16 protein-coding genes are annotated in these 21,416 nt (G+C 60.7%); 12 read left to right on the top strand and 4 right to left on the bottom strand.

Going from position 1 to position 21,416, the window contains the following annotated elements; all coding sequences use genetic code 11:
* Positions 1–10: 10 nt before the first annotated feature.
* A complete protein-coding gene (locus DKB71_RS20950) occupies positions 11–1,573 on the top strand; it encodes a GumC family protein (protein ID WP_408597153.1) in 1,563 nt (520 codons plus the stop codon).
* 11 nt (positions 1,574–1,584) lie between these two features.
* Complete coding sequence (locus tag DKB71_RS20945; RefSeq protein WP_274076944.1) at positions 1,585–2,373, top strand: CpsD/CapB family tyrosine-protein kinase; 789 nt, start codon at positions 1,585–1,587, stop codon at positions 2,371–2,373.
* 759 nt (positions 2,374–3,132) lie between these two features.
* Here the strand turns inward: DKB71_RS20945 and DKB71_RS20940 are convergent.
* The 4 genes from DKB71_RS20940 to DKB71_RS20925 form a co-directional block, all read right to left on the bottom strand.
* A protein-coding gene (locus DKB71_RS20940; protein ID WP_408597150.1) for an IS3 family transposase occupies positions 3,133–4,685 on the bottom strand; the annotation gives its coding sequence in 2 pieces (ribosomal slippage) (positions 3,133–4,223 and positions 4,223–4,685; 1,554 coding nt in all).
* A gap of 806 nt (positions 4,686–5,491) precedes the next feature.
* Positions 5,492–6,469 (bottom strand): UDP-glucose 4-epimerase GalE, encoded by a 978-nt coding sequence (gene galE / locus DKB71_RS20935; RefSeq protein ID WP_408597148.1) that lies wholly within the window; start codon positions 6,467–6,469, stop codon positions 5,492–5,494.
* An 83-nt stretch (positions 6,470–6,552) separates the two neighbouring features.
* A complete protein-coding gene (locus DKB71_RS20930; RefSeq protein ID WP_408597146.1) occupies positions 6,553–9,183 on the bottom strand; it encodes a glycosyl hydrolase family 5 in 2,631 nt (876 codons plus the stop codon).
* Positions 9,184–9,188: 5 nt separating this feature from the next.
* Positions 9,189–10,715 (bottom strand): O-antigen ligase, encoded by a 1,527-nt coding sequence (locus tag DKB71_RS20925; protein WP_274076137.1) that lies wholly within the window; start codon positions 10,713–10,715, stop codon positions 9,189–9,191.
* 104 nt (positions 10,716–10,819) lie between these two features.
* Here DKB71_RS20925 and DKB71_RS20920 point away from each other — a divergent pair, with 104 nt between their 5' ends.
* The 10 genes from DKB71_RS20920 to DKB71_RS20875 all read left to right on the top strand — a co-directional run bounded on the left by DKB71_RS20920 (position 10,820) and on the right by DKB71_RS20875 (position 21,253).
* Positions 10,820–12,202 carry an oligosaccharide flippase family protein gene (locus DKB71_RS20920; protein WP_274076138.1) on the top strand — a complete coding sequence of 461 codons (1,383 nt, stop codon included), beginning with the start codon at positions 10,820–10,822 and terminating at the stop codon, positions 12,200–12,202.
* A gap of 263 nt (positions 12,203–12,465) precedes the next feature.
* On the top strand, positions 12,466–13,947 hold the full coding sequence (locus tag DKB71_RS20915; RefSeq protein ID WP_408597143.1) for an FAD-dependent oxidoreductase: 1,482 nt from the start codon (positions 12,466–12,468) through the stop codon (positions 13,945–13,947).
* A gap of 96 nt (positions 13,948–14,043) precedes the next feature.
* Positions 14,044–14,661: an acyltransferase gene (locus DKB71_RS20910; RefSeq protein WP_274076140.1), complete on the top strand. Its 618-nt coding sequence runs from the start codon at positions 14,044–14,046 to the stop codon at positions 14,659–14,661.
* Positions 14,654–15,610 carry a glycosyltransferase family 2 protein gene (locus DKB71_RS20905; RefSeq protein WP_408597141.1) on the top strand — a complete coding sequence of 319 codons (957 nt, stop codon included), beginning with the start codon at positions 14,654–14,656 and terminating at the stop codon, positions 15,608–15,610. Before DKB71_RS20910 ends, DKB71_RS20905 begins: the two co-directional genes overlap by 8 nt.
* An 8-nt stretch (positions 15,611–15,618) precedes the next feature.
* Complete coding sequence (locus DKB71_RS20900) at positions 15,619–16,143, top strand: serine O-acetyltransferase (protein WP_274076142.1); 525 nt, start codon at positions 15,619–15,621, stop codon at positions 16,141–16,143.
* Positions 16,140–17,123, top strand: coding sequence for a glycosyltransferase family 2 protein (locus DKB71_RS20895; protein ID WP_274076143.1), 984 nt, complete (start codon positions 16,140–16,142; stop codon positions 17,121–17,123). The genes DKB71_RS20900 and DKB71_RS20895 overlap by 4 nt, the downstream gene beginning before the upstream one ends.
* Before the next feature lie 7 nt (positions 17,124–17,130).
* Entirely contained in the window at positions 17,131–18,054 is a 924-nt protein-coding gene (locus DKB71_RS20890; protein ID WP_408597138.1) for a DUF535 family protein, read from the top strand.
* Between the two features lie 69 nt (positions 18,055–18,123).
* A complete protein-coding gene (locus tag DKB71_RS20885; protein WP_274076145.1) occupies positions 18,124–19,326 on the top strand; it encodes a glycosyltransferase family 4 protein in 1,203 nt (400 codons plus the stop codon).
* Complete coding sequence (locus DKB71_RS20880) at positions 19,323–20,510, top strand: glycosyltransferase family 2 protein (RefSeq protein ID WP_408597136.1); 1,188 nt, start codon at positions 19,323–19,325, stop codon at positions 20,508–20,510. The genes DKB71_RS20885 and DKB71_RS20880 overlap by 4 nt, the downstream gene beginning before the upstream one ends.
* On the top strand, positions 20,510–21,253 hold the full coding sequence (locus DKB71_RS20875) for a WecB/TagA/CpsF family glycosyltransferase (protein WP_408597134.1): 744 nt from the start codon (positions 20,510–20,512) through the stop codon (positions 21,251–21,253). Before DKB71_RS20880 ends, DKB71_RS20875 begins: the two co-directional genes overlap by 1 nt.
* Positions 21,254–21,416: the final 163 nt, after the last annotated feature.

Raw genomic sequence — 21,416 nt, 5'->3', positions numbered from 1 at the left:
CGTGGTATTTATGTCCTCTGAATACGAAATGTCGGTCAACGACTACATTGCAGTAATCAAACACCGGGCCGTGCTGTTGATTGTGACTGTGGCCGTGATAATCGGGGCGAGTGTATTGGTGGCGACGTCCATGCCACCGATCTATCAGTCGTCCGGGACTATCCTGGTCGAGTCGCAGCAGATATCACCGGACCTGGTGGCGGGGAACAACAATACCTTTGCTGACGAGCGCATCGAGGTCATCCGCCAGCGCGTGATGACCCGCGAGCATCTGGAGGCGATCATCAACAAGTACAATCTTTTCGAAACGGGCAGCCGGCGACTGACCCTGACCGAAAAGATCGAAGAGATGCGCAATGCGATTTCCGTCGCCCTGGTCAGTGCGGCGGTCAAGGGGCGAGGCGAAGTGACGATTGCCTTTCGCCTGGCCTTCGAGCACCGGGAGCCGGAAGTGGCCAACGAAGTGGCCAAGGAACTGGTGACGCTGTTCCTCAACGAGAACATCAAGCAGCGCACCGAGCGCGCCAGTGAAACCACCGAGTTCCTGACCCAGGAAGCGAACAAGCTGCGCACCGAGCTGGAAGTGCTGGAGAACAAGCTGGCGGACTTCAAGCAGGCCCACGGCAACGCGCTGCCCGAGCATCAGGAACTGCGCATGAACATGTTGTCGCGCTCCGAACTCGAACTCAAGGATATCGACCGCGACTACAAGGCGGCCAACGAAGAGTTGCGCTTCCAGGACCTGGAACTGTCGGCGGCCCATGCCGGTCTGGCGACCAGGGCAGCTACGGCGGGTGCGGTGGCTGAACCCGTGCAGGACCTGGCCAGCCTCAAGGCCGAGTACGCCCGGTTGCAGACGATGTATACGGATGCCCACCCGGATGTACGGGCGGTCAAACGCAAGATTGCCGCCATGCAGGCAACCCAGGGCCGCGGCAGTTCCGTCACCCCGGTCAGCCTGGACGTGGCCAGGGTGCAGGCGCGCATCGCCGGCTCGGAACAGCGCATGCGCTCGCTGGCTTCGCAGAAGCAGGAACTGCTCAACAAGATCGCGACCCTGGAGAGCCAGATTCTCGAGGCGCCGCAAGTGGAGCGCGGCCTGGTCACGCTGATGCGCGACCATGAAAACGCCCGCAAGAAATACGAGGAAATTCGCACCAAGGAGATGAGTGCGAAGATTACCGAAAGCCTCGAGCAGGAAAACAAAGCTGAACGTTTTGTGCTGCTCGAGGCGCCGCTGATGCCGGAAAAACCAGTGCGGCCGAACCGCAAGAAAGTCGTGGCCCTGGGCTTTGTGCTCGCGCCGGTAGGGGCGGGTGCACTGGTCATGCTGCTCGAGATGCTGAGCCAGCGGGTACGTGGTGTCGACGCGCTGACCAGTGTACTGGGCAGGCGCGTACTGGTTGCCATTCCCTACATTCATACCCAGGCGGAACTGGATCGTCGCAAGCAGTGGCGAACGATACTGGTGCTCTGTGGCATCGTGATGATCGTGGTCTCCCTGGTGCTCCTGCACGTCCTCTACATGCCACTGGATCTGCTGATGTTCAAAGCTCTGGCGCGGTTTGAATAAGGAATATTGCGATGGAAATTATTAAGCCACCTCTGGGTAAGGGCGAACAATCGCCTTCGTCAGGCCTGGTGATCTCTTCATCCGGACAACCTGCACCGGTCAATGCGCTCAGTTACGTGCAAACCAGGGTTGTACCGCTGCGGGCAGAGCACCTGGAGCGCCATCGCATTGTCGCCTACAACAAGAATTCGAACATGGGCTGGGCGTTCGACCTGCTGCGTACCCAGGTCCTCAAGGCCATGGAGGAAAATGGCTGGCGCACGCTCGCCATCACCTCGCCGACGCCGGAGGCGGGCAAGTCGGTGTTGGCGATCAACCTGGCCATGAGTATCGCGCACCACACGACCAAGACAGCGCTGCTGGTGGATTTCGATTTGCGTTGTCCCAAGGTGGGTAACTACCTGGGGCTGCCGATGGAAAAATCGCTCAATGAGTTGCTGACCAACGAAGCGGAACTGCAGGAGGTCCTGGTCAATCCGACCTTGCCGCGTTTTGTGGTCCTGCCAACACGCGAACCGGTCCCGCTGTCCACCGAGGTGCTGTCGTCGCCGGCGGTGGGGGAATTGATCATGGATTTGCGCGATCGCTACAGCTCTCGCGTCGTGATCTTCGACTTGCCGCCGGTGCTCAGTTCGGACGATGTGATTACCATCCTGCCCAAGTTCGACTGCGTGCTGCTGGTGGTCGCCAATGGCATGAACACCAAGAAAGAGATCGAGGAAAGCCTGCATCACCTGGGCAGGGCCAATTTGATCGGCACGGTGTTGAACAAGTCCGGGCCGGCGAAACGTCCTTACTAATGCTCTGGCTTCTCGGGTCGCCGCAGAAGGCGGCCTGACAGCCGACCCATCTTCCACGGCCGTACCCGATCCACTGTAGGAGCTGGCTTGTCGGTTCGCCGCATCGCAGCGAAGAAGGCATAACGGCCACCACCGCATCGCCAGCAAGCCGGCTCCTACAGATCTGTGTCACGCCACAAACCCAACATACCCCACAAATCTGTAGGAGCTGGCTTGCCAGCGAAGGCGGCCTCAAGGTCGACCAATCTCTCACGGCTGTATTCGATCCCCTGTAGGAGCGGCTTGTCGGGTCGCCGCATCGCCAGCAAGCCGGCTCCTACAGATCTGTGTCACGCCACAAACCCAACATACCCACAAATCTGTAGGAGCTGGCTTGCCAGCGAAGGCGGCCTCAAGGTCGACCAATCTCTCACGGCTGTATTCGATCCCTGTAGGAGCGGCTTGTCGGGTCGCCGCATCGCAGCGATGGCGGCATAACGGCCACCACTGCATCGCCAGCAAGCCGGCTCCTACAGATCTGTGTCACGCCACAAACCCAACATACCCACAAATCTGTAGGAGCTGGCTTGCCAGCGAAGACGGCCTCAAGGTCGACCAATCTCTCACGGCTGTATTCGATCCCCTGTAGGAGCGGCTTGTCGGGTCGCCGCATCGCAGCGATGGCGGCATAACGGCCACCACCGCATCGCCAGCAAGCCGGCTCCTACAGATCTGTGTCACGCGGCGTTTTTCAAGGTAGTTGTCGCATCAACCGTCTAACTATGCCGCTTTTTTCTCGAGTTGCTGCTCTCGATCCGGGTTCAACAGCACGGTGCCGATCGGCTCCCAGTTTCGTGTTCGACCCGACCACCGTTCCGGCTTTTGCTCCTTGGCTTGTTCGTACAGCTCATGTCGCCGAGCCAGGACCTGATGGTCAAGTCCTCGATGCCGCTCAGCCGGTGTGACGAAGCGGATACGGCTATGCCGGTGTTCATTGTTGTACCAACGCATGAAATCCCTCACCCACGCTCGTGCGGCGTCCAGACTGCCAAAACCATCCTGCGGCCATTGCGGGCAGTATTTTAGCGTTCTAAACAACGACTCCGAGTAGGGATTATCGTTGCTCACCCGCGGTCGTCCCCGTGAGGGCGTGATGCCCAGTTCGTACATCTTGCTCAACAGCGTCACCGATTTCATCGGCGCGCCGTTGTCCGAGTGCAGCACCAGCGGTTCGTGTAAACACTGTTCGCCGATCACGCTGCGTTGCAGCAGCGCGGCAGCTTTCTCGCCGCTTTCCGCGTCATAGACCTCCCAGCCCACAGCCTTGCGGCTGTAAATATCCTCGATCAAATAGAGGTAGTAATACTTGCCACGTACCGGCGACGGCAGGTACGTGATGTCCCATGACCACACCTGATTGGGCCCTATGGCCGCATGCGTCGTTGGTGCGGCGTGCCGCCTGGGGCGTTGGCTACGGCCTCGGTGTTGCTGTTGACCCGCCGCTCGCAAGACGCGATAAAACGTCGCCTCCGATGCCAGATAGCGGCCTTGGTCAGCCAGGCGCGGCACGATCTGGCTCGGCGGCAGATGAGCGTAATCAGAGCTGTTGCACAGCGTCACAATCGTCTGTCGCTCGAGCTCGCTTAGTGCATTTCGCGGCGTTGGCCGTGTGACAGTCGTTCGGGCATCGGCCTGGATAACGTCTGTTTCATTCCACCGCTGCAAGGTCCGCAGCGATAGACCGACCTCCCGGCAGGCCCTGATTTTTCTGGCTCCCGCCGCGACCGCTTGGCTCAGCCAGTCAACCAGTAACTGCCGTTCTGGCAAAGGCGTCAGTTGTCCTCGTTGTCGGTCCCCCAGTAGTCGTTGAGCTTTTTTCGCAGCACCAACAACGCCGCTGTTTCAGCGAGCGCCTTGTCTTTGCGGCGCAGTTCGCGCTCAAGTTGCTGGATGCGTTTCTTGTCTTTGCGCGACTGCTCCCGGTCTTCTTTTAGCTGGGCCTTTTCCGACTTCTGGCCGGCGATGAAAGCTTGTCGCCAGGCCGTGATTTGCTCGGGGTAAAGGCCTTTGCGGCGACAGTACTCACCCAGGTCGATCTCGGACAAACTGGCGGCTTCAAGCACGACAGCAAACTTGGTTTCGGCTGACCAGTTCTCGGTCAATGGCTTGTTTTCGGACACTGCACTTCCTTCAGAACTGAGCTGCTTGCGCCAGTTGGACAAAGACATTTCGCTGACCCCTTCGCGCCGGGATACCTCGGCCATCGACAGGTTCAGTGGGGGAAGCAGCATCTTGAGTAATGCGGCTCTGCGTTCAGGTGAATAATACGGCACGACCAGTCTCTTTCCGCCCCCGATATGCTTTTTTAGGAAAAACCGGAGAGGCGACAACTAACCTGACACCGGGGGCACGCCACAAACCCAACATACCCACAAATCTGTAGGAGCTGGCTTGCCAGCGAAGGCGGCCTCAAGGTCGACCAATCTCTCACGGCTGTATTCGATCCCCTGTAGGAGCGGCTTGTCGGGTCGCCGCATCGCAGCGATGGCGGCATAACGGCCACCACCGCATCGCCAGCAAGCCGGCTCCTACAGATCTGTGTCACGCCACAAACCCAACATACCCACAAATCTGTAGGAGCTGGCTTGCCAGCGAAGGCGGCCTCAAGGTCGACCAATCTCTCACGGCTGTATTCGATCCCCTGTAGGAGCGACTTGTCGGGTCGCCGCATCGCAGCGAAGACGGCATAACGGCCACCACCGCATCGCCAGCAAGCCGGCTCCTACAGATCTGTGTCACGCCACAAACCCAACATACCCCACAAATCTGTAGGAGCTGGCTTGCCAGCGAAGGCGGCCTCAAGGTCGACCAATCTCTCACGGCTGTATTCGATCCCCTGTAGGAGCGACTTGTCGGGTCGCCGCATCGCAGCGAAGACGGCATAACGGCCACCACCGCATCGCCAGCAAGCCGGCTCCTACAGATGTGTGTCACGCCACAAACCCAACGTACCCAACAAATCCTGTAGGAGCTGGCTTGTCGGGTCGCCGCATCGCAGCGAAGGCGTCCTTGAAGCCGACTAATCCCTCACGGGTGTACCCGGACCTACTGTCCCACCGCAGCAACCCCAGCAGTACATTCAATGCCACGGATACTTCTTCTCCCACTCCCACGCATGCGCCACGATCTGCTCCAGTGTGGCGTATTGCGGTTGCCAGCCCAGCAAGCTCTTGGCCCGTCGAGCATCCGCCACCAGCCGTGGCGGGTCGCCAGCGCGGCGGGGCGCTTCACTGATGTAGATGTCCCGGCCAGTCACGCGGCGTGCCGTGTCGATCACTTGCTGCACGGAGAAACCCTGGCCATTGCCAAGGTTGAAAGCCGTGCTGGCCCCCCCCGCCAACAAATAGTCCACCGCCTGCGCGTGAGCGGCCACCAGGTCGACAACGTGGACGTAGTCGCGGATACAGGTGCCGTCCGGCGTGTCGTAGTCAAAGCCAAAGACAGTAATGGTCTTGCGCCGCCCGGAGGCTGCCTGCAGGACCAGCGGCAGCAGGTGGGTCTCAGGTTCGTGGCGTTCGCCCAACTGCCCCTCAGGGTCTGCGCCGGCAGCGTTGAAGTAGCGCAGGCAAACCGACCTGAGCCCGTAGGCGCGGTCGAAATCTTCCAGCACCTGCTCCACCATCCACTTGCTGCGACCGTAGGGGTTGATCGCGGCCTTGGGGTGCGCTTCATCAATTGGCACATACGCCGGGTCGCCATAGACGGCGGCGGTGGAGGAGAAGATGAAGTGCTTCACCTCGGCGCGAACCATCGCCTTGAGCAGCGTCAGGGTCGCCGCCAGGTTGTTCTGGTAATACTTGGCCGGTTCAGTGACGGACTCACCCACCTGGATGAAGGAGGCGAAGTGGAACACCGCATCGAAGCGGTGGGTGCCGAACAGCGTGTCCAGGGCCTGGGCGTCGGCGATGTCGAGTTCGACCAGTGTGCCGCCCAGCACCGCGCTGCGATAGCCGGTGGAAAAGTTGTCCGCCACCACCAGTTCGTGCCCCGCGCCAAGGAGCTGCTTGACCATGTGCGAACCGATGTAGCCTGCGCCGCCTATCACCAGGAATTTCATGCCGCTCTCCTTGATATCGATGCGGTGTCAGCGCGAGGCGGCCGACCCGTCCTTTAAAAGATCTTTGCTGTCACTTGAGACTGTCACTCGCTTGCGATGCTCGCTTGCGATGCTTTTTTCAGGAACAACCAATTGGACGCCTGCAGGCCGTCGAACTTGATCGTGTAGCGCCCATCCAGGTAAGTAGCCGGCAGTTTCCCAGGTCGTCCTCCGGGGCCGCCCTGGGTGTACAGGGTCAATCCCGCAGGGGCCTGGAGGGTCAGGGTGCCCTCCAGAGGCTCCACGTAAAATGGCGTCTTGTCGCCGTCCTTGGGGATGGCCCGGCTGCCCAGGGAAATCAGCAGGTCAGCGGACTTGCCGACGGGCGCGCCGTCCAGGCTTTGCACGACAACGCTGGCGTAGGCGGTCTTGATCTGTACCTGGATATTGCCCAGCTTGATCGACTCGCCGCCGATCCAGCCGGTGGCTGCCTGGGTGCGGGGCGTATCGATGGTGTAGATGCCTTGTTTCCAGTTGCGCTTGAGCTCACCTGTGTCCGTGGTGGACTCGGTGGCCGAGGCGTCCAGTAGCGACTTTGCCGGGTCATGAAACACCTGGGCGTTACTGGCGATGACGCCCGGTTGCAACCAGGGCAGTTGCGGCGTCCGGGGCATGGCGATCTGCAGTTTGCCTTTCTCCATGGCGGTGCGCAGCAGGGCCGAGTTGGCCGGTGTAATGCTCTGGTTGAACAGGGTCTCTGGCGTCGGCGCGAAGACATAGGTGGTCCTGGCTTCGTGAACGTCGGCGCGACGATAAAGCAAGGCGGCGGCGGGCAGGGTGGCCAGCATGGCCGGGTCGTTATAGGCGTGCCAGTTGCCCGCCGACATCCCTTGCTCGGAGAGCCCTTCCTGGCTATAGGCATATTGCATCAGCGCGTCCCAGCCCTGATGGCTGGCCGTGCCGGCCACATAGAGTGGCAGCGAGTGGCGGTCGGCGATCGGGAAGGGCTCGTTGTTCCATTCCGTGACGGTCAGGGGTTTGCCGACGACCTGGCCGGCGCCAATCCAGTCCACCAGGCTGGCGCTGGTCAGCGGGTTTTTCTCCAGCGACCCCGGGCCACCGTAGATATGCACGTCGACCACGTCTCCGGCGGTCAGGGCCGGCAGGGCGCTGAGGCCGTTGCCGCCCCAGCTGCTGGTGGTGGCAATCGGCACTTTCACGCCGGTCTCGCGCAGGGAAGCGATCATGTCGACGTTGAAGCGCCGTTCCAGGTCATTGAGAAACAGCTTGGCGGGGCCAGGCTCCCAGGATCGCCAGGTCTGGTCTTGCGACAGGTCGTGCTGTTTGGCAAAGGCCTTGGCCGCGTTCATGTACAGCTCGGTGTGCCGGGGTACTGATTTGTCGGGCAACAGGGCGTTGCCATAGTGTTGGGTGATGTCGTTTTCGTTGGTGATCAGCACCGCGGCAATCGCCGGATCGTCCTTGTAGGCAAGGCCGGTATAGCTGTTGACGTGGCTCAGGTAATCCCTGGCAAAGCGTTTCATGGCCTGCTGGATTGTGACGTTTACGTAGGCGTAGCCCTTGAGGTCGGCGATGCCATACTGGCTCTTCGGCAATTCATCGAAGCCAAAGATGTTGTCGTTCGCCCAGAGGGCTCGTTCAACGTGCATGTCGAGCCAGACATAGATGCCCTCGTCCTTCAGGCTCTTGATCCACAGATCGAGCTTCTTCAGCGATTCTTCGTTCAGGTGCTGGGTATCGTGCACGACCCTGCCGTCACCGAAGATGTTGGGCAAGACCCACGGCGAGTCATGGTGGTGCAGTCGCACCAGGTTGAACCCCAGGGCCGAGAGGCGCTTGGCCTGCAGCTTGATCGCATCGTCCGGTGTGCGAAACAGCGTATAGGCCGAGAGGTTGGTGCCCCAGAAGCGCGCCGGGGTGTTGTCGGCAAACAGCAGTTGCTCGCCGACCGCCTTGACGAAGCCACGCTTGCCCGCAGGCTTTTCCTGGGCATTGAGAAAGGACAGGTCGACCGGCGCGGTCTTCCAGTCCAGCCGGTCGCTCGGCCAGCTCTTCGGGTCCGCGACGCCGAAGCGCTCGGCGGCGGTTGGCCCCAGCGCCACATCGCCGGACACGCTAAAGGTGGCCTTGACGGTTTTTCGACCGGGCTTGATCCGGTCCTTGTAGAAGAACGCCCGCACCTGGGACTTATCACCCGGTTCGAAATACACACTTTCCAGCGCGGGCTCAAAAAGCATCTCCATGCGCCGCCCCTGGGCATTGCCCCAGGACCAGCCACGGTTGCCGGGCAGCAACACCGGCACGCCCATTTCTTCGGCCAGGGCCGGGTCGAAATTGAAGACGATGCCGCCGCCCATCACGTTCGACTTCATGCTGCGGGCATTGAGGACAAGGTCCATGCTCAACGTCTGCTGGTCTTCCTTGCGAATCTGCCCGGTCGCGTCGAAATCCAGCCTTTGGCTCTTGCCTTCCATGGCGTAGACATAGGGCGAGATCACCTTGAGCGAGGGGGTAAAGTCCGCCCAGTCCCAGTTGCTTCCCCAAAACACGAATTGAGAGGCCATGGCAGGGCTGCCGCCGCGCGTGACCTGGGGCAGGCCACTGCGTTCATCGACGCTGACGACCCACTCCGCCGCCCGGGTGCCGGACGGCCAGATGACAAGAAACAGGAGAAAGACTGATAGCAGAGGCATGCGGTGAACAAAACACGTCATGAGCGTTACCAGGTCTGTTGAAGGGCACTCTTGCTGCTTGCAGTCTCCGCGCGCTTGAGCCTGCGCGCCATCTGAGCATAGGACACGCCCAGCCCGGCCACCGACCAATACACCACGGGGATGACCGTGATGCTACTGACGGTGATGATGGTTATCAGAATTCCGGCCAGGGTCGCCAGCAGCGCCCGTCCCAGTCGTCGCGACTCATCATCCTTGTTGGGGTACGAACGCATCGCCTTGCGGATGCCGAGCACAATGGTGGCGAAAAACGCCACGAACAGCGTGAGCCCGATCAAGCCCATTTGCAGGGCGATGCCGATATAGGTGTTGACGATGTCGATGATGCCCTGGCCCTGGATCAGTGACTGCATTTCCGGAGTGCTGCGGTAATCGAAGGATCCCAGCCATGGATTACGCTGGATGACGATCACCGAGTTATCGATCAGCCGCTGACGGTAAGTGATGTTCTCGGCTTCTACCGAGCCGATGAAGGGCAGCAGATCAATGATTTTTTGTCCGCCAGGCACAATGGCCAGCAGCGGCAGGGCGAGTACGGCGGCGACTCCGAGCAGCATCAGGCGCCTGACCGCATAACGGCCGGTGCCGATGAACATGATGATCATGACCGCGGCACCGATCCACGGGCCGCGCGACAGGGGCGCGAACAAGCCCCCGGCGAGCAGGAGGGCGCCGAGCCGTCGTTGCAGTTTGCTGCGCACGCCCTCCTGCAGGAACAGGTAAAAGCCGATGGCCACGGCAATCACATAGCCCAGCGCAATGGCCTGGCCCGTGGTGACGCTGGCGCGCAGCGAGCCGCCACGGCTGAGATAGGTGGAGATTTCCCATTGCACGCCCATGGCGTAGGTCAGCGCGTTGTAAAGCAGCCAGCGGCGGGAAAATTCGAACAGACCGATCAGCGACAGCACCATGGCGGCGAGTAAAAAGCCCAGCATTACATCCTTGAAGTCGCTGACATTCTTCACGGCTCGACTGGCCACGTAGTAAGGCAGGAAAACGTCGAGGAACAGATAGAGCGATTGGCGCAGGGTGTCTGTGGGCGTGGTCTGGCGCAGGAAAAGAGCGGACGTCAGGAGCAGATAGGCCAACAGGAGTTTGTCCGGCCAGGTGCGCCCGAAGGGCAGGGTGTCTGGTCGCCTGCGCAACGCCAGGAAAGCCGGGAGCAGTATGCACAGTGACAGTAGCCGTACATGGTTCAGGTCAAACAGATAGTTGATCAGGCCGAAGCCGGGGACCTGCGCCGAGGCGGGTGGAATGAGAAACAACAGCAGGAAAAATAACGCCATGGGGTTGCGTTCGCGCTGCCGCGACACCGTCAGGATGATGGCGGTAACGCCCGCATACACCCAGAAACTGTGGGAAAAAAAGGCCACCAACGTCAAGGCAAACCAGAGGTTGCGCCGCCGCGTGAAATCACTGTGAGGGATCAGGTCTGCCGCCGGTCGCCGTGCAAAAGCGAAGACGATACCGGCAAGGACCAGGATGACGACTAACGCGCGAAAGTGCTCAGGCATGGGCTACCGATTTATTTGATGAGAGAGCGATGGCTAATGGCTAGTGCTTTGCCTAATAGCGACTATAGTACCTTTCGAGTCATCCAATACCGGGGATTGATGTTATGCCTTCAGTTCACATATCGCCATCGTTTGGCCTTCGTCGTAAAGCGATATCTGCTGGGGCATGGAACCTCGGGGCGCTGGTCACCTCGCAAGCGATTCGCCTGGGTGGCAACCTGGTGATGACCCGTCTGCTGATGCCGGAAATGTTCGGCATCATCGCCATTGCCACCACCGTCTTGTTCGTCCTGCACCTGCTGTCCGACGTGGGGTTGCGCCAGAACATCCTGCAGAGCACGCGGGGCGACGACCCGGAGTTTCTCAATACCCTCTGGACCGTGCAGATCGTGCGCGGCTTTGTGCTGTTCGCCTTGACGCTGCTTCTCGCCGCCGCGGCCTGGTATTCGCAAGCCATCGATTTCTGGTCGCACAACTCCACCTATGCCTCACCGCAATTGCCGGCGGTGCTGGCCTGGACCGGCGTTACCGCGATCATCTACGGGTTCCAGTCGACAAAAGTCGACCTGGCCGTTCGCGCTTTCCAGCAAAAGAAAGTGGTGATCGCCGAGTTCGCTTCCCAGGTCGTCGGCTTGCTGGCGATGCTGGTCATCGGTTATTTCACCCATTCCATCTGGTCGCTGGTGGCTGCCGGGCTGATCACGGCGCTGGTCAGCACGCTGCTTGGGCACTACTGGTTCGAGGGGCCGTCCAACAGCCTGCGCTGGGAACGCGCAGCGCTCGACGAACTGGTGGTCTTCGGTCGCTGGATCCTGTTGTCTTCGGCCGTGGGCGTACTGTCCATGCAGGGCGACCGGATCATTTTCGGCGGCAGCATGACAGTCACCGAAATGGGCGTGTATTCCATTGCCGTGCTGATCCTCGGCGCGGTCCAGACCGGTGTACTGAAAGTGGTCGGGGCCGTGGCCCTGCCGGCCTTCGGTGAGGCCGCGAGAACCAATGACTTCGATCGTCTGCGCCGGTTGTATTTCAAATTCAAGATGCTGGTCGACGTTGCGCTGCTGTTTCTGTGCGGGCTGTTCTGGGTCACCAGTCCATTGATCATCAGCATTTTGTACGATGAGCGTTACCACGATGCCGGCAAGATGATGGCCATTCTGTCGACGTCGTTTTTCATGATGCGCTACATCGTGGCCAACCAGATCTGGATCGCCCTGGGGCTCACCAAATACCAGGCCATCGACAACATCATTCGTGTCGTTTCGTTATGGGTGGTGGTGCCGGTATTGCTGGCTATCGGTGGGGTCGAATACGCGATCTGGGGGGTCGCGCTGCATACATTGCCGACCCTGGTGCTGGTTGTGTATGTCAATCGTCGCGTGGGTATCCTCGATATCAAGCGCGAGCTGATGGTGTTGCCTATGCTGGTGGTAGGCGCCTTGTGTGGCGAGCTGGTGCTGGTCGTTTTCCGCTGGCTGTTCGGTTGAACCGGTTGGCCGGGAACGTTGAAGCACCCTTGAAATCTGCGATGCAATCTCGATCCCATGGAGCCGTGAGTGATGAGTGAACGCGTGTTGAATAACTCTGCCATCAGTCGCAGAGGACTCATTCGGGCATTTGCCCTGTTAAGCCTGGGGGGGCTGGTAGTGAAATTTTCCGGGTTTGGGGCCCGGTCTCCTGCAGGAAAATCGGAGTTTGTCGTGATCAACGGGTGGGTGTTACCTGCCGCGCATTTCCGGTAACTGCACCTATGATCAAAGACTACCAAACGCAGAAAGACCTGCGCGATCACTATGATTTCTGCATCGTTGGCGCAGGCCCGGCTGGCATCACGCTGGCCTTGCGTTTGGCTGGCAATGGCTGGCGCGTCGTGCTTCTGGAGGGCGGGGGGCGCGAATATGCCCCGTATTCACAAAGCCTCTACAAGACGTCGTCCACGGGGCTTGAGGCCTACACGGAAGAAACCCGCCTGCGCTACCTGGGCGGCACCTCCAACCATTGGGCCGGGCGTTGCCGACCCTTGGTGCCTTCGGACTTTACCCTCGCCCCGCAGGGGAATCTGCCCGGCTGGCCCATCGCGTTTTCCGAGATGGAGCGCAATCTGCCAGCGGCCATGGCCATTCTGGACCTGCCACTGGACTCGGGGTTCAAGACCGTCAACGCGGCCTTCAACAGCGACGAATTCGAAGCCGACCGTTTCCTGCTCAGTCCGCCGACGCGGTTTGCCCAGAAATATGCCAAGGAACTTGACGAGACCGAGGGCCTGGACGTCTTCATCAACTGCAATTGTGTCGACCTGGATTTCGACAAGGACACTGGCCGTATCGTCGCCGTTGTCGTGTCCGATTACGAACGCAACCAGGAGCGCATCTCGGCCAAGCAATTCATCCTGGCCACCGGCGCGATCGAGAATGCCAGGCAGCTGCTCAACAGCCAGTCATTGGCCGCCGCCGGCGTGGTCACCGAGGATGGCATGGTCGGTCGATGCTTCATGGAACACCTGAACATTGCACTGGGTAACTTCATCCTCAACGACGGCGAAAGCAGGGAATCCAGGCAGTTCTTTACCAAGGATGCCTTTGTGATCGAGCATCATTCCGGCAAAGGCAATGTCACCGCTTCCCTGGTGTCGCACGTGGAAACCTATGGGCGCATGGCGGCCATCAAGGGCTTTTTCGAGAATCTGGCCTGCAAGGCTGGCGTGGCGCACAAGATCGAGTTCATTGCCAAGTTCAACTGTCCCGGTGACGGGGAACTCGCGACGATGATCGAGCAGTTTCCCAACCGCAAGAGTCGCCTCTCATTGACTGAAGAGCGCGATGAACTGGGGATGAGAAAGGTCAACCTCAACTGGGAGCTCGCCCCCGAAGACCGCGAGACCATTAAAAGCATCGGCCTGGAGGTGGCCAAGTGTTTTGCCGAAGAGGGGCTTGGCTATGTCAAGCTGGACGAAGCGGTCTATGACGTTTCCTTGCCGCTGAGAGTCGGGCCGCATGCCCATCACATGGGCACGACCCGGATGGCGACTTCCCCGGAATTCGGAGTGGTTGATCAGAACTGCAAAGTGTTCGGCACCAACAATCTGTACGTCACCGGCAGCAGTGTTTTTGCCACGGCCGGCGCGAGCAATCCAACCATGCCGCTGTTGCAGCTGACGCTGCGGCTGGCGGACTACCTCAACCATCAAATGGGTCCTGCGCAGGGCAGATATTCTTCAGTGGAACAGTCTTAGGGAGAGCAACCAAAGCAGGGTGCCACTACAACAACAACCATGGTGCATCTGGTCTTGGTACCGATGTGAAACGCTGAAATTTGTGAGGCTGACAGGATGATTGGGCTAGCAAAGCGTGCAATACGTTACTACGTAAACAAAACGGGTCGGGGCAAGGGGCTATTCAAGAAGTTTTGCCACCCCACCGGCTATGAATGGGCAGATTACCTGGCGCGCTGGGGAGGCATATATTCGGTCGGCAAGGGCGTGTGGATCAATCCCGGCTGCAACATCCCCGACCCTTCGCTGTTGCGCATTGGCAACAACGTCGGCTTGTCCGATTGCACGATATTCGGGCACGACGGACTCATTGGCGTATTCGAGATCAGCGCGGGTAAACAGCTCGACTCCGTCGGTGCGGTCGATATATTCGACAACTGCTTTATCGGTTATCAGTCCATCATCATGCCGGGTCGCAAAATCGGTCCGAATTCAATCGTCGCCGCCGGTGCCGTCGTCACCCGGGATGTTCCGCCCGGTGTCGTGGTGGGGGGGAACCCGGCGAAGGTGCTCTGCACCGTTGAGGACCTGATCAAGAAAATCGAAGAGCGTTGCGAAGACTATCCGTGGATGGAACTCATCCGCCAGCGCGGCACTCACTTCGACCCGGATTACGAGCCCAAGCTCAAGGCCATGAGAGCGCAGTACTTCTTCGGCGAGAAAGCCAATGAGTAGCGCGCCCCTGGATGTGCTCGTGGTCAACTACAACACGGCGGGCCTGTTGCAGCCGATGTTCAATGCACTGCGCCAGTCCAAGCGTGCCGATCCGGCGCGCTACCTGGTGGTGGACAACGCCTCGGCGGACAATTCGCTGGATTGCCTGGGCGATATTTGCCCAGAGGCCGTGCTGCTGGCCAATAAAGACAATGTCGGTTTTGGCCGGGCCAATAATCAATTGGTCGAACACCTGCAGGGCAAGTACGCGTTGCTGCTCAACACCGACGCATTCGTCTCCGACGACACCTTGGCCAAGACCCTGGAGTACATGGAGGCCCATCCCGATTGCGGAATCCTCGGTGTACGCCTGGTCGGTCGGGATGGAGAAATGCAGCCATCCTGCCGCTATTTTCCGACGCCGCTGAATGTGTTCCTCGTGACGGCCGGGCTCGAACGGTTTTTCCCGTGGGTGAAACTGGTCGACGACCTGGAGTGGGATCATGCCTCGGTGCGTGAGTGTGACTGGGTGCCAGGCTGCTATTACCTGATCCGCCGTGAAGTGATCGACAAGGTCGGCTTGTTCGACCCGCGCTATTTCCTCTACTACGAGGAAGTCGATCACTGCCGGCGCGTCAAGCAGGCGGGGTGGAAGGTGGTCTACTACCCCCACACGACGGTGGTACATATTGGTGGCGAGAGTGCCAAGTCGGTCGACAAGCTGAACATGGACGGTCGCCAGCTGCAGACGCTGCAAATCGAAAGCGAGCTGTTGTACTTCCGCAAGCATCACGGTGTGTCGGGGCTGGCGTTTCACATGCTACTGGTGTGCCTGTGTGACCTGATCCTGGGGCTCAAGGCCTTGTTGAAAGGTCGCGGCCGGGCCGCCATCAAGGCCTGTTGGCAACATACACGGGTGACCTGGGCGCTGCTGCGCAAAACCAGACTCGGTAGCCAACCCACACGGTAGGACAGTCCATGTTCGATAACATACGTGCGGACTTGCGAGCATACGAGGGTGACTGGGGCGCCCAGGGTTTCTGGGTGATGCTGGTGTATCGCTTCGGGCGCTGGCGCTATGGCGTGCGCCCGGCGCCGTTGCGCAAATTGCTGTCGTTCATCTACAAAGTGCTCTTCAAGCTGGTGCAGATCGTGACGGGTATCGAGCTGCCGTGTGAAGTGGTGGTCGGGCGCAACTTCGTCATCGATCATTTCGGCGGCATCGTGATCAGTGGTTACGCGCAGTTTGGCGATGACTGCCGGATCCGCAATGGCGTGGTCGTGGGACTGAAGAACGTGAACGAGCCGATTGCTCCGGTGATGGGCAACAACGTCGATATCGGCACCGGCGCCAAGGTGCTGGGCAACATCCGCATTGGCAACAATGTGGTGATCGGTGCCAATGCCGTGGTGTTGACCGACGTACCGGACAACTCGGTGGCCGTCGGTGTGCCGGCGACGATCAAGCAGCGCAAGCTCGTCGATGCCGGGGAATACTCATGACCACGACGACGGGGGTGGGCGTCGTTGTCATCGGTCGCAATGAAGGCCAGCGCCTTGAGCGTTGCCTGGCGTCGCTGGTCGGCGCGGCGCAGCAGATCGTCTATGTCGACTCCGGGTCGACCGACGGCTCGGTGCAGATGGCGCAGAGGCTGGGCGTCGAGGTGGTCGAGCTGGACATGAACATTGCCTTCACCGCGGCCCGGGCGCGCAATGAAGGGTTTGCCCGCTTGCAACGCTTGTTGCCGTCGATGCGTCATGTGCAGTTCGTCGATGGCGATTGTGAAGTGGTCGCCAGTTGGTTGCCCCATGCCCAGGCCTTTCTGGATGCGCAGCCCGAGGTGGCGGTGGTGTGCGGGCGGCGCCGCGAACGGTTTCCCCAGCGTTCCATTTATAACCTGATGTGCGATCTCGAATGGGATACGCCAACCGGTGCGACCAGCGCCTGTGGTGGCGATGCCCTGATGCGCGCGGACGCCTTCGCCACCGCGGGCGGGTACCGGCCGGACCTGATTGCCGGCGAAGAGCCGGAGCTCTGTGTGCGCCTGCGAGCCAAGGGCTGGAAGGTCTGGCGCTTGCCTGCGGAAATGACCTTGCACGATGCGAGCATGACCCGTTTCGGCCAGTGGTGGCGGCGTACCCTGCGCGGCGGTTATGCCTTTGCCGAGGGCGCGTTTCTACATGGCGGCGCGCCTGAGCGCCATTGGCGCCGCGAGTCGCGCCGTGCCTGGTTCTGGGGCCTGGGCGTGCCGCTGGTTACGCTGATTGCCACGCTGATACTCGGTTGGCCGGGGCTGCTGGTGCTGCTGGTCTATCCCCTGCAGGTCGCGCGCCTGGCCCGGCGCGGCGCTGGCCCGGCGCGGCAAAACTGGTTGCTGGCGTTCTTCCTGGTGCTGGGCAAATTTCCCGAGATGGTCGGGCAGGTCAAGTTTCTTTTGAACAGGTTCGGTGCCGGCAAATCCGCACTGATCGAATACAAGTGAGACTTCGATGGACTATTGGTTGATCGTCAAAAGCGTCTTCTCCGTGCACGCCGGCTATTCCCTGAGGGCATTGAAGAACAAACTCAAGTTCCTGCTGTTGGTGGCCAGGAACCGGACCGAGCTGGACCTGTTTTTCGGGCGCATGTCCAACGCGCTGGGCAGTACCGGTATCGAGAAACTCGGCGGCGATGCCCTGGGCGTCGTGCACTGGCCCTACATCAGCAAAAGCTGGGGCGCCCAGGACAAACTGGGGGTCATGGCCTCGCACTACGAGGTGGTCAGCAAGAGCTGCCCGCAATTGCTGCTTTTCGGTCGCGACGACAGCCTGGTCCTGAGCGATCTGACGGCCTGGTCGCCAGGTTGCACCCTGGTGCTGGACCGCCCGTTCTGGTTCATGCGTGAGGGCGAGCTGGTGCTGAACCTGTTCCAGGGCGATCTGCGCATCGCCTCGATCGCCTTCACCCTGTGCTTAACGGACGATGAGCTGTGCATCTTTATCGGCGCCGTCCAGGGCATCCATAAAGGCATCGAGAGCGACAGGTCGCTGGCCATCTACCGGGATGTCACCAAGGACTTCGAAGGCTTGCGCCCCCGGAGCTTCCTGATTGAAGTGACCAAGTACATTGCCGGCAATATCGGTGTCGGCAAGATCTACGCGGTGGGGGACGTCTATCGTCACCATCGCCACCCTTATTTTGGTGCGCACAAAGCCCAGGAGCTGGCCGCCAATTATGATTCGATCTGGCTCGAACACGGGGCGACCCCCTCGGAGCGCGAAGACTTCTTCGAAATTCCCATGGCCTCGTCCAAAAAGCCCCTTGAAACCATCGCTTCAAAAAAACGCGCCATGTATCGCCGGCGCTATGAGCTGCTGGACGATGCCTTTGCCCAGGTCGACAAGGTGCTGGCAGGCAGCTACGCAGTGCATTGACGTCACCGGTTACTGGACTACTGTGGGGGGACCTGCAGTAACAAATTCGACGACAAAAGCCGGGTGCCCATGCGTATCGCTTACTTCATCAATCAATACCCGAAGGTCAGCCATAGCTTCATTCGTCGCGAGATCCTGGCGCTGGAACGCCAGGGCTTTGAGGTACAACGCATCGCGCTGCGAGGCTGGGATGCCGAGTTGGTGGACGCCGAGGACGAGTCCGAGCGCAGCAAGACCCAGTATGTGCTGGAGGGCGGCGTCAAGGCACTGTTGAAGCCTGCGCTCGAGGTGTTGCGCGCCCAGCCGAAACGGTTTTTTTCGACGTTGTGGCTGGCGTTGCGCATGGGCCAGCGCGCCGATCGATCCTGGCCGTACCATCTGGTCTATTTGCTCGAAGCGTGCCGCGTCCTGGCGTGGATGCAGGCATTCGGCGCCCGGCATGTGCACGCCCATTTCGGCACCAACTCGACCGAAGTGGTGATGCTGGCCAACGCCCTTGGCGGGCCGGCGTACAGTTTTACCGTGCATGGCCCGGAAGAGTTCGACAAGCCGCAGTTCATTCATCTGGGCGAGAAAGTCCGGCGCTCGGCGTTTGTCGCGGCCATCAGCGCCTATGGGCGTAGCCAGCTGTATCGTTGGGTCGACCACGCGCACTGGGCTCGGGTCAAGGTCGTGCATTGTGGCCTGGAGCGGGCCTTTCACGACGTGCCGGCGGTGGCGGTGCCGTCCGCGCCGCGGTTGGTCTGCGTGGGGCGCCTGTGTGAACAGAAGGGCCAGTTGTTGTTGCTGGAGGCCGCGCGCCGCTTGGCTGAGCAAGGCGTGGCGTTCGAGCTGGTCCTGGCCGGCGACGGCGAAATGCGCCCGCAGATCGAAGAACTGATCACCCGGCATGGCTTGCAATCCCATGTGCGAATCACCGGCTGGATCAGCAGCGAGCAGGTGCGCACGGAAATTCTCGCCGCGCGGGCCCTGGTGCTGCCGAGCTTCGCCGAAGGCTTGCCGGTGGTCATCATGGAAGCCATGGCGTTGCGCCGCCCGGTGCTGACCACCTATGTCGCGGGCATTCCGGAACTGGTACGCCAGGGCGAGAACGGCTGGCTGTTTCCCGCAGGCGCGGTGGACGAGTTGACGGCGGCACTGGCGGACTGCCTCGCGCAACCAGTCGAAGTGTTGCAGCGCATGGGCGAGGCGGCTTACCAGCGCGTGCTCGAGCGCCACGATATCGATACCGAAGCGACCAAGTTGGCTCATCTGTTCAAGGCGCAAGCATGATCACATTCCTCAATTGGCTACTGGGCGTACCGCTGGCAATCCTCCTCCTGCCGGTGCTGGTGCTGTTCGTGCAGGTGCTGCTGGCGGGCTTGCCGGTGCGAGCGTCGGCACCGGCGCGACGCCCGCGACCGCGGGTGGCGGTGCTGGTGCCGGCGCACAATGAGTCCTCGATCATCACGGCCACCCTGGATTCCCTGCGCCCGCAACTGCTGGAGGGCGACCGCCTGCTGGTGGTGGCGGACAACTGTTCCGACGACACCGCGGCGACGGCTCGCGCGGCGGGCGCCGAGGTGGTGGAACGCAGCAACGATCAACAGCGTGGCAAGGGCTATGCGCTGGATTTTGGCGCGCGTCATCTGGCCAGCGATGCGCCGGACGTCTTGATCATTGTCGATGCCGATTGCCAGGTCAGCGAGGGCTTCATCGAGCGGCTGGCCATCCGCTGCATCGACTCCGGGCGGCCGACCCAGGCCCTTGATCTGATGCGTGCGCCGCCGGGTTCCGGGTTGAAGGTGCAGATCGCCGAGTTTGCCTGGTGCGTGAAAAACAAGGCACGCCCGCTGGGCTGGGCCCGGTTGGGATTGCCCTGCCAACTGATGGGCACCGGCATGGCGTTCGTCTGGCGCGACCTGCCCTTGATCACGCTGGCCAGTGGTCACATCGTCGAAGACCTGAAAATGGGCCTGGATTTCTGTCGTGGCGGCAAGCCGCCGTTGTTTTGCCCCGACGCCCTGGTGACCAGCTATTTCCCGCGCAGTGACGAAGGCCTCACGACCCAGCGCACGCGCTGGGAGCATGGGCACCTGGGGGTGATCCTGGGAGACGCGCCAAAATTGCTCGGCGAGTCGATTGCCCGCGGCAACTTCAACCTGCTGGCCATGACCCTGGACCTGCTGGTGCCGCCGCTGGCCTTGCTCACATTGTTGCTGGGCGCGGCGTTTACCTTGTCCTGGCTGGTGTTCTTCCTGTTCGGCGCCTGGCTGCCGGCCTTGATCGCTTCGCTCGGGGTGACCCTGTTGATGGTGACCATCCTGCTGGCGTGGAGCCGGTTCGGTCGCGACATCATCGCCTTTTCCGCGTTGCTCTATGCGCCGTTCTACGCGCTGAAGAAAATTCCCCTGTACCTGGGCTTCCTGGTTAAACGCCAGGTTGAATGGGTGCGGTCCAAGCGAGACGACTCCTGATGCGCGCTTTGACCTGGCAGCACAACTGGCAAACGATCATCCAGTCACTCAGGGTCATCAGCGACGCCAATGAAGAACAGCGCTTGATCGAGACCTTGTCCAAGCCGCAAGCAGCGACGGTGCTGGGGTTCGTCAATGCCCATGCGATGAACCTGATCGCCAGGGACAACGACTACTACCAGGCACTGTCGGCCGCCGACGTGTTGCTGCGCGATGGCTCCGGCATGTCCATCCTGTTTCGCCGAATGGGCCGGGAGCCGGGGCTGAACATGAACGGCACGGACTTGATCCCCAAGTTGCTGGCGGCGTACAAGGGACGGCGCGTGGCCTTGTGGGGCACGCAGGAACCTTTCCTGGCCAATGCGGCCAGGCATTGCGAGGCGGCGTGGGCGGTCAATGTGGTGTCTGCCCACCATGGTTTCGCCGAGGTGCAGACCTACCTCGACCTGGCCCGGCAACATCAGCCGGAACTGGTGGTACTGGGCATGGGCATGCCCAAGCAGGAAGTCGTTGCGGCCAGGCTGGCGGCCAGCGGCGTGCCGTGCCTGATCGTGTGTGGCGGGGCGATCCTGGACTTTCTCGGCGGCAAGGTGAGTCGCGCTCCGCAATGGATGCGTGGCCTGGGTTGCGAATGGGTGTTCAGGCTGGCCAGTGAGCCCAGGCGCCTGTTCAGTCGATACGTAGTCGGTAACCCAATGTTCATCCTGAGGACGCTTGCCTGCACGGCACCGACTGGCGGGTGAGTCGGGGGCCAATATATACAGGGTCGGCGCTGTAATATCTTGCAAAACTCTGGCGCAGCATCTTTACTGCTCATATACGCGACGACTTGCTGGCGCGGTCGGTACTTGTGTCGTAATTAGTGAAAAAAACGACGAAAGTTTGACGTCAACCGCCACCGTATCG

The organism is Pseudomonas sp. PLMAX, from assembly GCF_046042685.1.
In the GTDB taxonomy this organism is placed as follows: domain Bacteria; phylum Pseudomonadota; class Gammaproteobacteria; order Pseudomonadales; family Pseudomonadaceae; genus Aquipseudomonas; species Aquipseudomonas putida_AE.
Note: the sequence above shows the minus strand (reverse complement) of the source record. Positions and strands in the feature narration are given on the sequence as shown.